At 61.0% G+C, this 13,320-nt stretch carries 9 protein-coding genes; all 9 read right to left on the reverse strand.

Annotated elements, in window-relative coordinates:
* Positions 1-61: 61 nt before the first annotated feature.
* The 9 genes from AB7F11_RS17970 to AB7F11_RS18010 all read right to left on the reverse strand — a co-directional run bounded on the left by AB7F11_RS17970 (position 62) and on the right by AB7F11_RS18010 (position 13,259).
* Positions 62-895, reverse strand: a complete 834-nt coding sequence (locus tag AB7F11_RS17970; RefSeq protein ID WP_428300798.1) for a histidine kinase dimerization/phospho-acceptor domain-containing protein — start codon at positions 893-895, stop codon at positions 62-64.
* A gap of 300 nt (positions 896-1,195) precedes the next feature.
* Positions 1,196-2,167, reverse strand: coding sequence for a diguanylate cyclase domain-containing protein (locus AB7F11_RS17975; protein WP_428300300.1), 972 nt, complete (start codon positions 2,165-2,167; stop codon positions 1,196-1,198).
* A complete protein-coding gene (locus AB7F11_RS17980; RefSeq protein WP_428300299.1) occupies positions 2,164-3,285 on the reverse strand; it encodes an HD domain-containing phosphohydrolase in 1,122 nt (373 codons plus the stop codon). The genes AB7F11_RS17975 and AB7F11_RS17980 overlap by 4 nt, the downstream gene beginning before the upstream one ends.
* Positions 3,282-4,904: a cellulose biosynthesis protein BcsG gene (gene bcsG / locus AB7F11_RS17985; protein WP_428300298.1), complete on the reverse strand. Its 1,623-nt coding sequence runs from the start codon at positions 4,902-4,904 to the stop codon at positions 3,282-3,284. Before bcsG ends, AB7F11_RS17980 begins: the two co-directional genes overlap by 4 nt.
* A complete protein-coding gene (gene bcsA / locus AB7F11_RS17990) occupies positions 4,859-7,279 on the reverse strand; it encodes a UDP-forming cellulose synthase catalytic subunit (RefSeq protein WP_428300297.1) in 2,421 nt (806 codons plus the stop codon). The genes bcsG and bcsA overlap by 46 nt, the downstream gene beginning before the upstream one ends.
* Entirely contained in the window at positions 7,266-9,149 is a 1,884-nt protein-coding gene (locus tag AB7F11_RS17995; protein ID WP_428300799.1) for a cellulose synthase subunit BcsC-related outer membrane protein, read from the reverse strand. Before AB7F11_RS17995 ends, bcsA begins: the two co-directional genes overlap by 14 nt.
* An 8-nt stretch (positions 9,150-9,157) precedes the next feature.
* A complete protein-coding gene (gene bcsZ / locus AB7F11_RS18000) occupies positions 9,158-10,330 on the reverse strand; it encodes a cellulose synthase complex periplasmic endoglucanase BcsZ (RefSeq protein ID WP_428300295.1) in 1,173 nt (390 codons plus the stop codon).
* A gap of 4 nt (positions 10,331-10,334) precedes the next feature.
* Entirely contained in the window at positions 10,335-12,470 is a 2,136-nt protein-coding gene (gene bcsB, locus AB7F11_RS18005) for a cellulose biosynthesis cyclic di-GMP-binding regulatory protein BcsB (RefSeq protein WP_428300294.1), read from the reverse strand.
* Between the two features lie 540 nt (positions 12,471-13,010).
* Positions 13,011-13,259 (reverse strand): GlsB/YeaQ/YmgE family stress response membrane protein, encoded by a 249-nt coding sequence (locus AB7F11_RS18010; protein WP_428300293.1) that lies wholly within the window; start codon positions 13,257-13,259, stop codon positions 13,011-13,013.
* Positions 13,260-13,320: the final 61 nt, after the last annotated feature.

Here is a 13,320-nt window from a genome sequence, read left to right on the forward strand (position 1 = left end):
GGACTTTTAATCCGTTGGTCGGCAGTTCGAGCCTGCCACGTCCTACCAGGGAACCAAGGACTCAGTCGAAAGGCTGAGTCCTTTTTTCTTGGGCATCATTTGCAAGTGGGCCTAAGCGAAGCACCATCAAAGGGCCTCCGCCTGTCGATGGATCAAGCCTGAAATCTCCGCCCTGGGTGTGCATCATCCGCTGACAAAGGTGCTCAATTGCACTCATGTTGTCAAAAATGCTTCGACTGCCTGGCGTCTCCAGTGTTTCTGCCGACGGCTCGGCGCTCGCCTCGAATTGGAGGAGGCGGGCGCCGTCACGAACATCCACGCTGATGCAAAGGCGCGCCTGTGCCATGCCTCGCGGTGCATCCAGGGCAACGCGTGTTGCAAGGTACATCACCAGCAGGGCGAGTTCGCCGCCAGACGGAACATGGAAATCCCGTACTAGACGGATCGAGACCCGGGCACGTTCCTTTGCGGTGAACGGATAGGCGTCCATCAATACCGCCACCAATCCGGATGCTGCGCAGCTGAGCGGCTGTCGATGGGGAAACGCACCCAGTGCGGCTTGCGCTGTCTGGGTCATGAGGCGCAGGCAATGTTTGGCATTGCGGCCGATGGCTTCCAGCGCCTTTTGTTCCGCACCTGTCGGTGCTGCCATGCCGGTGAGCATGCCCGAGCGCTGAATAAGCGCATCGGAATAGCCCTGAATGAGCGATAGCGGGGTGTTGATCTCGTGGGCGAGGATGGCGAGCGCGTCGCGCAGTCCCGAACCGCTTGCAGCCAGACGCTGTGCTGTTGGCCGCTGTCCGCCACACCAGTCCAATGCATCGTGAAAGTGCCGTCGGATCTCATTGCGTTCCAGTGGCATGGTCAGAACGCGGAACACGGGACTTTCGTTCATGGCTGCGAAGTCAGCGCGTGGGTCGCTGCAGTCGCTGATCAGCAACCTGACCATTCCCCGGTGGCGGCTCTGATCGCCTTGCGAAAGGTCCGACCTCAATCGGCGGAGCATGTGGTGATTGCCCGCGATCACTGCGGGTGCGAATCCGGGATCACACAAATATTGCAGCGCAACATCTTCACTGTTCGTCGCGCAAATGCAGAGTGCATCTGCGAGATCTGATGTCAAGTCGGGGCCTGACCCTGGATGACCGTGAACAAGCAGGATCTCAGCGCACGGAGTGAATGAAGCGTTCAGAGGTCAGCTCTCCGTCGTCAGGGTATCGAAGCCAGTTTCAAAGCCCAACTGGTCCTGTGGCTGACGCTGCCAGATGAACTCGTGTACAGACCCCTTGCGTGAACTCTTGGCCTCGTACATCGCTCGATCCGCCAGCTGGAGAAGCTGCTCGCTCGAACTGCCATGCAAGGGTGCATATGCAATACCAATTGAAGTGCTGATGGTGAGTTGTTGCCCTTCACCAGATTGCCATGGGTCATTCATCACGTGGCCGATGGTGCGTGCAATATGCAATGCCTCATCCCCCGTGGAGACGGGTAGCAGTATGACGAATTCGTCGCCGCCCATGCGGGCCACCAGCGTTTCCGATGCATCTGGGCTGTGGTCGCCGACGGCATGTTGGGAGCGCTGGATTGCGAGCCGGAGGCGACGGGCTACCTCGCGCAAGCACAAATCTCCAATGTGATGTCCCTGGGTATCGTTGATTTCCTTCAGGTCGTCGACATCCACAAAGAGCAGCGCATACTGGCGCTCTTCGCGACGCAGCGTGTGCAACTTTGACTCCAGCTGACGCAGGAAGTAGGCACGGTTGAAGAGGCCAGTCAGGGAGTCGAGCTGAGACAGTTCCCTGAGTCGAGCTTCGGTCTGCATGCGCTGGGAGATGTCGGACATGATGCAGGCGTGCCGAGTGCCGTTGCCATCCTGGTAGCGGTCGACCACCAGCCGCACTGGCAGGGGCGACGCATCCGCATCCGCGCGACGCAGCCAGATGTCGCCACTCCAGTGGCCAGTGAGCGTCAGAACGCTCTCTACTTCCTGGGCCACTGCGACGCTGCTGGCCTCGAACAGATCGCGCAGCGATAGGTCCCTCGGACAATCGCCTTCAAAACACATCATGCGCAATGCAGCAGGATTGGCAAAGTCGATCGTCAGATTCTCGGACAGCACCAGGATGGCTTCCGAGATACTGACCAGTGGAAGGTGATAGTCGATCATGTTGGCAGGGGCGACATCTCGTCGTCTCCGTGGGCGCGGGCAATCGCGGCAAACTGATCGGCGAGATCGAGAAACGCCTGGATGACATCTGGATCGAACTGTGTCCCGCTCCCTTCTCGTACGATGTCGACGGCCATTTCGTGGGGAAATGCGTCTTTGTAGACTCGCTTGGAGATCAATGCATCGAACACGTCAGCAACGGCCATAAGCCTGGCCGCAATGGGTATGGCGTCGCGCTCGAGACCTTTTGGATAGCCTTTGCCGTCCCATCGTTCATGGTGACCAATGACGATGTCTTTGGCATATCGGAGAAAGTCGACGGACCGGTCGAGCAGGCGCTCAGCGTCCTCGAGTGCCTGCAATCCAAGCGTGGTATGGGTGCGCATGATGGTCATCTCCTCGGGTGTGAGAGGTCCCGGTTTGCGCAGAATGTGGTCGGGGATGCCGATTTTTCCAATGTCATGAAGGGGTGCGGATTGTGTGATCAGCCGTATTGCGGTGGGTGTCAGTTCAGATGCAAACCGTGGGTGATCACGAAGTCGTTCCGCCAACTTTTGAACATACGCTTGCGTGCGAACGATATGACCGCCGGTTTCCGTATCTCGCGTGCGCGCCAGATTCACCAGCGCCAGCAGCGCGACCTGTTGCGTGGTCTCTATATGTTCGGTGCGTCGTTGCACTTCCTGTTCAAGCGCCGCTTCGCGATCGCGGACGATGTCGTGCGCAGCCTTGATGGCGAGCTGCGCCTGGATGCGCGAGAGGGCGACACGCCGATTGATGGGCTTTCGAAGGCAGTCGGAGGCTCCAACCTCGAACGCCCTGGCTTCACCCTCTGCATCAATGTACGCTGACATGAGAACGACCGGAATGTGACGCGTTGCCTTGTTGCTCTTCAGGCGCTCGCAGACTTCATAGCCATCCATACATTCCATGCGAACGTCGAGAAGGATCAGGTCTGGCGAGTGGTCCTGCGCCATCGTCAGTCCCTCAATTCCGTTGTCCGTCAGGCTGAGGTTGTAGCCTGGAGCAAGCAGCATGGAAAGCTGCTCCAGCATCTCCTGTGAATCGTCTATGACGAGGATTTGAGGCGATCCGTGCCTTGAAGATGGGGGGGTCATGGATGCTCCTGGTGTGCAAGCTGGCTGTATTTCTGGAGGCGTTCAAGATGTTGCCATCCACGGGATGCGGTGCGTATCCACATCGCCTTTTCGTCGAGCGTGACGATGGAATCTCCGTTGTCCGATACGAAGGGGACGCGAGGCAAGTTCTGCGGAGCAGTTCTTAGCACGTCCCAGGGATCTGGTTTGGACAGGAGTTCGGCGAGAAGTGCCGCAAAGCTCAGGTAGCTTGTTGGCCCAGACACCCGAACAGGACTCTGTAGTCCCGATGGGCGCAGAGAGTCCAGGCCAATGAGTTTGACGGCCACTGGGACAAGCGTGATTTCGGGCCATGGCGTTTCGCGCAGGCCCGCAATGGGCTGAGCGCCCTTGCGCAATGCAGCCCCGTGTTCTGGCAGCAGTGCGACAAGTGTTGGGCGTTTCGAAAGCTCGATGTCACCGATGAATCTGTCCAGGTCGCTCATCAGGTGTCCCAGACGCAGGCGGTAGCTATCCGCCATTTCCATTGCCGGCCCCCCTGGCTGGCGGTTGCCATCGTGCAGCGTGACGGTGTTGTAGTACAGCGCCTGGGGAAGGGTAGAGCTTGAAACTCCCGAACGCCAGGCCGCCAGCGTTGCGTGATCGCCGCCGATGGGTGATCCATCGAAAGCCTGCAGGGCGACTTGTGCTCCTGGCAGTCGCACTGGCGTGTGCACCGGCACCGATGTCTCGTCTGCAAGGCTGTCGGCAAAACCGTCAAACCGGCCATCGTGGTTGAGATAGGCCTGCACCTGGTAGCCAGCCAGGGTGAGCTGCCGCAACAACCCGCAGCGCGCGTCCTCGGGACGGTACAGATCTTCATGGTGTGTCTGCCCGCAATTTGCGCGCAAGAGCCGCAGCATGGATGGGCCGCTGTAGCTGGAGACCGAGTTGAACTGCTCGAACACCAGATCGAATCGGTCGAACAGCGCACTGCGTCCCAGACCGATGGCGTCCAGATCATCCCAGGAAAGCGAACACACATGCAGCAGGACCACATCGAAAGGCGGGCGCTCACCTTGCACGAACGGGTATGCCCTCTGCTGTTCGTCTCTCCAAAAGTTTTGCACCCTGGCTTGTGGGTCGAAGTTCGCGCCATTTTGTGGACCTGCCTCACCTGCATTCAGCATGGAGGAATCGGCTTGCACGGCATGTCGTTGGCTGGCGGCCAGTGGCAGAACCAGAAGCGACAGGCACAACAGAACGTCCAGTCGAAACCAGCGGTTGAGCCATAGGCTGACGAGCAGCAGGGCCAGCAGTGATGGGAGGAAGCCGTCTTGCAACAGTCGCAAGCCAAGCTCAAGGGCGTAGCTTTGAGAGAACTCCGTGAGCTGGCTCAACTGCTGAATCAGTCGTGGCCCGATGCTTGTCCCGACTTCGTGGGCTGCCAGTGCCAGTGCTGCAGGCCAGGCCAGAAGTGCACGCACCCATCGCCAGGGCCGCTGAGCAATCGGCCAGTACACCAGAAGCGCCAAGGGGAAGTTTAGCCAGGCCTCGAGCTGCAGGCGTTCGTGCGCTGCCAGGAAAAGTTTGGAGACAAAATAGATGTGCCAGCTCATCGGGCCTGCCCCCTTTTCAATCGCCGGCAGGCGGTGTGCCACGCTTCCTTGCACCCTAGCAAGAGGCCGTGGGCGTAACCGCTCGTTCCTGTGCGCAAGAGTTGGCGAACCTCAAAGAAGGGACGATCAAGGTGGCGCTGCGAAGACTGTCGACGCCACAGGTCTGATCGCGTGAAAGTGCAGGCCAAGAAATTGCGCTGCCCGAGCAGATCAAGGCGGTCGATTTGCAGGCCCAGCAAGGTGCCATTCGAGCGCGAGAGTGTGGCGGAAAATGTGTGCCATGTATTTCCGTCGTGCAGCTCCAGCTGGCAGGCAGTGCCTTTGGGGATGGGCCGCACGACTTGGGTTTGAAGTCCGACGCCATTCAGCGAGAAGTCGATCAGGCTGGCCTGGATAGGTGAGATCGACGGTACCAGCAGCCGCGCAGGGAGTGGTCGTGCGACGCGTACGCGTGGCGTACTTCGAATCTGCTGGCTCTCCGTGGCGACACGTATCGCGACACCCAGCGTAAGCAAATTGAAGATGGCCCATCCCATGTTGAGCCAAATGGCCGCGGCGTCGGGCCCGACGTTGGATATCAACGTTCTGGCACCGAAAATCAGGCCAGTCATATTGACCCCAACGAGCACGATATAGGGTGCGGCGATGGCCCAGTCGAAGAACTCGCGGTCAATTCGGCCACCCTTTGCTGTTACGTTGAAGCGCCCCAGGCGCGGCGCGACCAGGGCCGTCCAGGTTGGCCGAAGGATGTACCAGGCCAGCAAGGTTTCGTAGACGTTTCCCCAGGATGAGGCTCGGTAGGGGCCATGCACCTGGCTCTCAAAGATCTTCCCCATGAGTAGATGGGGGATGAGGTAGGCCAGCAGCGTGGGCATGCTGGTGTGGAGCAATTGCAACCCAAACACCAGATAGAAAAGAGGCGTGATCAGAAGAATCAAACGCGGCAAGGCACTGAAGAAGTGCAACATGGCATTGCAATAGCAAAGACGTTGCATCAGGCTGAGCCCGGGTCCAAGCAGCGGATTGTCGAGTCGAAAGATCTGCGCCATGCCCCGCGCCCACCGGATTCGCTGACCGATGTGTCCAGACAGGCTTTCAGTGGCGAGTCCGGCGGCGAGAATGCGGGGAAGGTAGGTTGTCGTGAAGCCCAGTCGATGGAGTTTCAACGCCGTGTGTGCATCTTCCGTGACGGTTTCCACCGCAATACCGCCGATGAGGTCTAGAGCGCTTCTTCGAAGTACGGCGCATGAGCCGCAGAAGAACGAAGCATTCCAGAGGTCGTTGCCCCTCTGGACCAGACCGTAGAAGAGCGTTCCTTCGTTGGGTATGCTGCGTTCCAGGCGGGTATTCCTCTCCATGGGGTCTTGCGAAAAGAGGTGGTGCGGTGTTTGCACCATGGCGCAGTCGGGTTGGCTTATCAACCACCCCATAGTGGCTCGCAAGAAATCGCGCACGGGCATGTGGTCGCAGTCGAAGATTGCAACAAACTCGCCCGACGTCAGCGCCAGTGCATGGTTGATGTTGCCAGCCTTGGCATGGCGGTTGTCAGCACGGCGGACGTAGTTCACCCCTGCAGCTGCGGCAAAGTCGGCAAATTCGTCGCGGCGACCATCGTCCAAAAGGTGGATGTGAAGCTTCTCCACGGGCCAGTCCATATTCTGGGCCGCCAGCACCGTGGGGCGCACAATGTTCAGCGGCTCGTTGTAGGTGGGGATGAAGATGTCAACATGGGGCAGGTCTGGATCGGCGACGAGCACTGGCGCTTTTGGTCGCCTCAAGGGCCAAGCCACCTGGGCATGGCTAATGGCCTGCACCGACCAGTAATACGCTTCTGTTGCCAGGAGCAACAACCCAGCGATCGCTTCGACTGCGCCGTTGAAGTGCAGCGTCTGCGTTACTCGCCACCACGCGTAGCGTCCCGCCAGTACGATGGAAAAACCCATGATGAGCAGCACGCGCGCGCGGTCGTCGGCCCTCCTGTGTGCTCGTGAACATAGAAGCGCCACGCCGATCAGGCTGCACCCCAACAAGGCTTGATGGAGGTTGGGCAAAGGCGCCAGCACGATGGCCGCCACGATGGCCAGTCCAAGGACCGCAGCGGTCCGCAAGACCAGCTCTGGCGGGTGAATTGACCATTGGCGCGCAACGGTTGTCCACCGAGAGGTGGTGCGGGTGTCATGGCTTGCGACATCGCGCCTGCGGTGGCGCAGCGGTGCCGCACGCGTTGGCCTTTGCCTGGTTTCTCTGGGTGGTGGCGCCAAGAGCGTTTTGAGCGCGGTGCGTTGGGACGCTGACATGTGGGCATTGCTCCAGCGCAGCAACGCCATCAGGGCGCGAGGACGCAACAGGCAAAGCGCCAGGCGCCAGCTTGGCGGCAGCGAATGCGCGACTGGCGCTGTGGCTTCAAAGGCCGGCATGTGGCAAGACCGTAGAAGGCCACAGGGGCACCGGGGCGCGCTGCGGCTTTTCATGCCAGCGCAGGTACAGGTGCAACGAATCTCTCGCGTAGTCGGTTGACCGCTCCATCGACAACCGCATGCCTGTCGTCCAGTGGCTGTTCATTCGATATTCCAGCGTTGTCTGAAGCGCCCAGCCGGCGCCTGGGCCGCTGCTGGCGCCGTAGAAGGCGCGGCCCTGCTCGGCGGCCATGGCCTGCAGGTCTGGGCGAGTGGGAAAGCGCGCGGCACTCGCGGTGCTTGCGTGGCCCCAGGACGGCGCCACACGCAACAGCCAGGAGAGGTTCGTGTGTCTCATGGCCGCCTGAATCGGAAGGCTGAATGTGGTGCTGCTTTGCGGGCTGTAGTAGCCACCATGCCCCACGCTGTAGTGATTCTGATTGTTGTCAAAGGCCCGCATCCTGAGGACCGGGGCCACGGCCAGATAGTGATCAGCACCACGGCTAAGCACCCAGTCCGCCCCCAGTGCGGCCGCATGTTCGCGATTGGCCTGAACCTCGCGCCCCCGGTAGGTGGCGGCCTCCATTTCGGCGAACGGCTGCAGCCCTTTCCAGGTCGTGGAGAACTGTAGAAGCGCTGACGATCGGCGCACCCCACCCCAGACGATTCCAGTCGCCGGGTCACGTTGTCCGCCATAGGCAAGCAGGCTGGAAGTGACGGGGCGACGCGCCACCGACAAGCGCCAGTCCGACTGACCCAGCTGGCCTTTCAAACTCAGACCGGCACTGAGGTCGGCGAATTCGAAGCCAATCGGCGATGTCCCCACGTCGGCTTGCCAGTGATCCGCCTCGTAGCCTGCGATGAACGCCGTGCCACTCGCTCGCCCGCGAACTGCCATGGCATCCCAGGGCTGCAGCGAGGTGAGGGACGTGCTTCCCCATTCACCAGATTGAGCGAGCAGGGCTGTGTTGGAGCGCCCCGCATCGAGTTGGACGTTGTCGACATGAACAAACCAGTGACCATGGTCTCCTCTGGGCATGCGCATCCGAAAACTCGCCGCCTGGCTGTTCAGTCGAGACACGGCTTCGTCGCCCGGTTTCTGCACCAGGGTGACACCGGCGGACAGCGTTGGTTGCTGACGGTCGTCCAGGGCCTGCAAGGTGAGACGCGATTCCCGTGCCACCCAGAAAAGCGATGGCGGAGCTTCCAGTGCTTGACGCACGGCGAGCTCCAGACTTGCGCGAGCCATGCCGCGTTCACCGACATCAAGCAAGGCGAGAGCAAGTGCGCGGGTGACGTCCGGTTGTTCGGGGTGTCGTACATTGAGCTCTCTGGCAAGGCGAAGGCCTTCGTTGTAACGTCCCTGTTCCAGGGCTTGCCAAACAGGCTGAAGATTCGGTGCGGCTTTGTCGGTGGCTTCGACGTTTGAGGCCGGCGCGACATTGGCCTCTATGACTGCCTCCTGCTCGGGCGCAGGTGTCGAGGCGGGCAGGGACATCACGGTGGCGATCTTGAGTGTCGGGGTGAATGTGTGGAGGGCGGCAAGCAGGGGAACGTGCTGGTCTGATGGGCGAGGCGATGGATGCTTCGACCTGCGCGCTACATGTCGAATATTCCTCGCTGGGTTTGGCACCGATGGGCTGCCAGCCTGGTTGGCCTCTGGCACTGGAACTGGCTTCGATCCGCTGGCGGTTGACGCCAGGCCCAGCACAAGCAGCGCCTCAGGTTGCTGCGGGTCGATGGCGAGCAACTTGCGCATGACCTGGCGAACGAGGTCTGGCCGGCGGTGCTCGACCCAGAACCGGGCGTTTTCAAGCAACTGCGCCACCTCAGGCGGCTCGCCTTGCCCGCCTGCTCCAAACGACGGCAGCGAGATCGCCAGCAGGGTCAACGCGGGCATCAGTCGACGTGAGGCTCGCATGGTGCTCCTGGCAGCAGCAGTGATCCATCGGTTGCAAAGCGGTAACGGCCCTCTATCCAGCCAAGTCCAAACAGCAGGAGCGCGTGGCTGTAGTAACCGGGAGACTTTGAGCCAAGACTTGGCTCCAGTCGTTTGTTCAAATGCCTGCTTAGCGAGGAGAAACGCAGACTGTCGGCGAGCAGCAGCGCAGCTCCGTCAAAACCTGGAGGGCCTGCAGCGGGCATCGGTTGGCTAGAGGGAGCTTTTTGCGCGTTGAGCGATTCGGGGGCGTGGCCGTGTTGTGCGACCCAGTGAAGCCAAGGCAGGAATCCCAGTGCCAGCCGCTCGAACGCCGGATCGTCGCGGGACATTCCAGTCCACAGGTAGGAGCGAATCGCGTTGTAGCTGCCCAGTCCCCGAGTTTCTGGATCTGGCTGCCAGCCGCTGTTGGCGTCCCAGATCGCCCACTCTGGGGAAATGCCGTGGGGCGCCGACTCCACGATCAACCGCAGGGTGGGCTCCAGCATCTCGAGCCATTCACTTCGAGCGGTGAGGGCGGCCAGGCGCCTGAGCAGCGGCAACGGAGCGTAGCTTGGGTTGAGGCGCCATCGAGTCGGCCCCAGTTGAAATCCCTTTGGAGCGGGGAGCAGGCTGCGTCCCAAGCCGGGCAGCACGGGACTTGCATCGCGCAATAGATGTTCTGCGAGGCTCAACCCCAAGCGGGTGTAGGCGTCGTGTTGCCAGCGCTGACCGGCTTCCAGCAAGGCATAGCTCATCCACAAATCTGCATCGCTGGCGGGATTGGCATCCAGCAACGTCCATTGACCTGTGTCCGATTCCCCCCAATGCCAGCCCGGCGCACGCTCCGCCAGGCTGCCACCGGCCAGATTGTTTTCGGTCCACTGGAGCAATGCCGAAAATTGCTGCCTGTCGCCTGCGACCAGCGAGAAGAACATGGCATACGCCTGCCCTTCCGAAACAGTCGGTCTGTGCGGCAAACTCACATCCTGCACGCGGCCGTCTTGGGAGATATGGTTTTTGCGAAACCACTCCCACAAGGGCCAGACTGGGCAGGTCGCTGCCTTTGAAGCTTGGGGTGCAGCGGCCAGAATCCAAACCAGGACCACAGCGGCGCAATGGCGCCAGTGAATGACCCAGCTTTTCGGAGTCATGATTTCAGGGGTCCGCTTTGGAGATCTTCAGGCGTCGCGTTGCGCGCAGCCTGAGTCGATGGCGGGCGATCCACACCAGCATGCTTAGTGCCAGCGCCAGTGCCACGGCTCCGATCCACGGGTATCTCGTCACGAACAGGGTGACACGCTCCAACAGCGGAAGGTGCCCAATGTGGTAGCGGGTTGGACTTTCGTATGCTCGCACCTCCCGCTCGCGAATCAGCGCGAGGCCACCCTGGATCTGGGTGGCTAGTGCCGGTTCCAGCAAGGCCATCGAGAGCCACCGCAGCGCTTGCGTCTCGTTGCCGCTCAAGGCCACGATCGAGCGACCAGCGTGAAGCGGAGATTCGAATCCCGTCATCATGGCAAGAGGGCCAGTTGCGTCCAATCGCAGCGCAGCCTGCGGGGTGGAAGCGTTTGCGCTGAACATCTCGGCCCGTGCACGAAGCCAGCCCCGCCATTCGGCCACCAGCGTGGGGGGGCCACTCGTTTGTCTGTGCGCCGAGGCCATCAAAAGCATCGGGTTTTTTTGCAAGCGCCCCAGTAAGTCGTGGACTTGTTCCCCCCCGATCAGAAGAAGATCGCGATCGGCCACCCGCTCCAGCGCGTCGGGCGTGGTGATGTCCACGTGCCAGGCCGGTGTACCGGTCCAGCGTCCGAAGCTTCCCATGAGGGCGAGCAAGGTTTCGATCTCATGTTGGTCAGGTTTCCCGGACATGACGATGGCTGTTTGCGACAAATCCGCATGCCGGGTGAACGGAAAGCCTGAACCTGCGAACGCCGCCAGGTCCGGCATCTCCAGAAAATGCGGCAGTGCCGAGAAATCGAGCGTGGATTCAGCGTCTACGGAAGCCCGGGTGGCTTCCGCACGCCCCGCGCAGTTTCCCGCTTGAGGCTTCATTCCCAGGGGTAGGCGAACCTCGAGAGTGTTGGTCTGCTGAGGCTGAAACTCGGGCAGTTTCACAAGCACGGAGCCCGAGGTTTCGCCGATTCCGTTGAGCCAGCCCGCGAAGGAGTCGTTTGATGGAGATGGCCCCAGGCGCCAGGCGCGTACAAAGGTCTCGTTGAGCACGAGACCCATGAGCGCGTTCTCTGTCTCCGAAGCCACGGAGACGCGGTATCGCAAATCCAGCAAGGCATTGCGCCCCGGTCCTTGCCACAGGTCGGGAGGCGTGCGCCAGCGTACTCGAACAGCGTCGGGGTGTGTCCCGGTCAACTGCAGCGCTCCGCGCTCGGGAACAATCTCTCCCAAGCGAACCGGCCGTGTGGTGGTGACCCAGTTGGGCGCGTCATAGGCTGGGCGAATGGGAATGGGTGCGACCTCGTGAATCAGGGCGGAGCTGCCACTGATGGCCTGCCGACCCAGCATTAGGCCCAAGGCTGCCGTTCGCAATTCCTGTTCATTCCGACCATGCAACACCAACAACTTGAGGTGCGGCTTTGCCGGGTTGCGCATCAAACGCACGGTGGGTCCTTGTGCCGCCGGCAAGAGCAGGCCTTCAGGCCCTCCCAGCTGATCGTTGACCAGCACCACAGCGTGTTGATCGGGGAGGCGGTCTCGCAATACCGGAAACACCGCTGTTCGCTCTCCGGCGAGCGAGCCCAGCCAGGACGCCATGATCGAAGCGGTGATCAGTCGTTCGCGATTGGGTTGTTCGCCGAGCACCATCGGCACCTCGATCCTGCCGGCACTGCGTCGGTCGAACCAGGGAACGGGAAACAGGGCCAGCTCGTCTTCCAATGTCAGCGGCCGAATGTCAAGGTCAATGGCGGTCGTGTCCACGTCGACCTCGACCCATAGACTGCTGTGCAGCGGGTCTTCGCATTCCAGTGTGTAGTGCCCGACCATACGTAAGCTCAGCCAGTTGTCGTCCACGAACAGGCGCGGGTCCAGATCGATTTCCCGAACGATGCGTTCCCCGGAGGCAGCCGTATCGGCGCGAATCGGGACGACGCTCAGCAACTTGTCGTTGAGGCGAATCTGGAGATGGGACAGGGCCGGCAGCAGGGCGGGTGATGGGGTGATCGCAAGCTTCAGGCGACCCCGGATCACCATTTCATCCAGTCGCACACCCAGGTGGATGCGTCGCTCACTTTCGGCGCCTCGAAGGGTCAGTGGACCGCCGATCAGTTGCCGCAAAGGCAGGTGAACCGAACGAAGTGACGTTGAATTCTCAGCAGAGGATGTGGTGTTGGCCCAGGCGTTTTGAAGTCCGGCGAAGGCCCATGCAAAAACAAATGCGATGAGCCACCGGCAATGAACGGCGGTGGCCAGATGAGGGAAGGCTGAAGTCGAAACTGAAGCGATTTGGAGGGGACGCACAGGACGCGGATGTATGGCGTTGGAGGGATGACCCCTCACCATATCGCAGCCATTCGCTCAGTCTCGCTGGCGGAATAGAACGTCAAAAATCGGCAACGAAACGTCTCATGGAGGCCCCGGAAATCTCAGCTTCCAGGTGGTACTGCATCGGGTACGGGGTTTACCTTGAACGACTTCTCTCCACGAGTGCTCCGGGAGATGGTGCGGTTCCGCATTGACGGGCTGCCACGCGGCATCAACGCCGGCGCCCGGTTTCCTGGTCAGAAGATCGTGCTTGGGCCGACCAACGAGATTTCGACAAGGGCATCGACGCCCTCGTGGACAGCATCTCGCGATATGCGCGAGAGGATGCTTCGGTCACTTTTTCTTCACGAAACCGTAGATCACGAGAAGGATGATGGCGCCGATCACCGAGGCGATGAATCCCACAGGCTCGCCCTGCTGGTAGAAGCCCAGCGCCGCGCCCAGGTAGCCCGCGACAAAGGCGCCGGCCACGCCGAGGATGGCGGTCATGATCCAGCCCATGCCGTCGTCGCCGGGCTTGATGGCTCGGGCAACGAAGCCCGCGATGAGACCGATGAACAGGGTTCCGAGAATGGACATCATGGCAAGAGGCCTTCCTGTGGCTTGGGTTGAGGGGCGGCGCGGCGAACCGGTTCGCGCAGGA

The sequence above is a fragment of the Hydrogenophaga sp. genome (assembly GCF_050250835.1).
In the GTDB taxonomy this organism is placed as follows: Bacteria; Pseudomonadota; Gammaproteobacteria; order Burkholderiales; family Burkholderiaceae_C; genus Hydrogenophaga.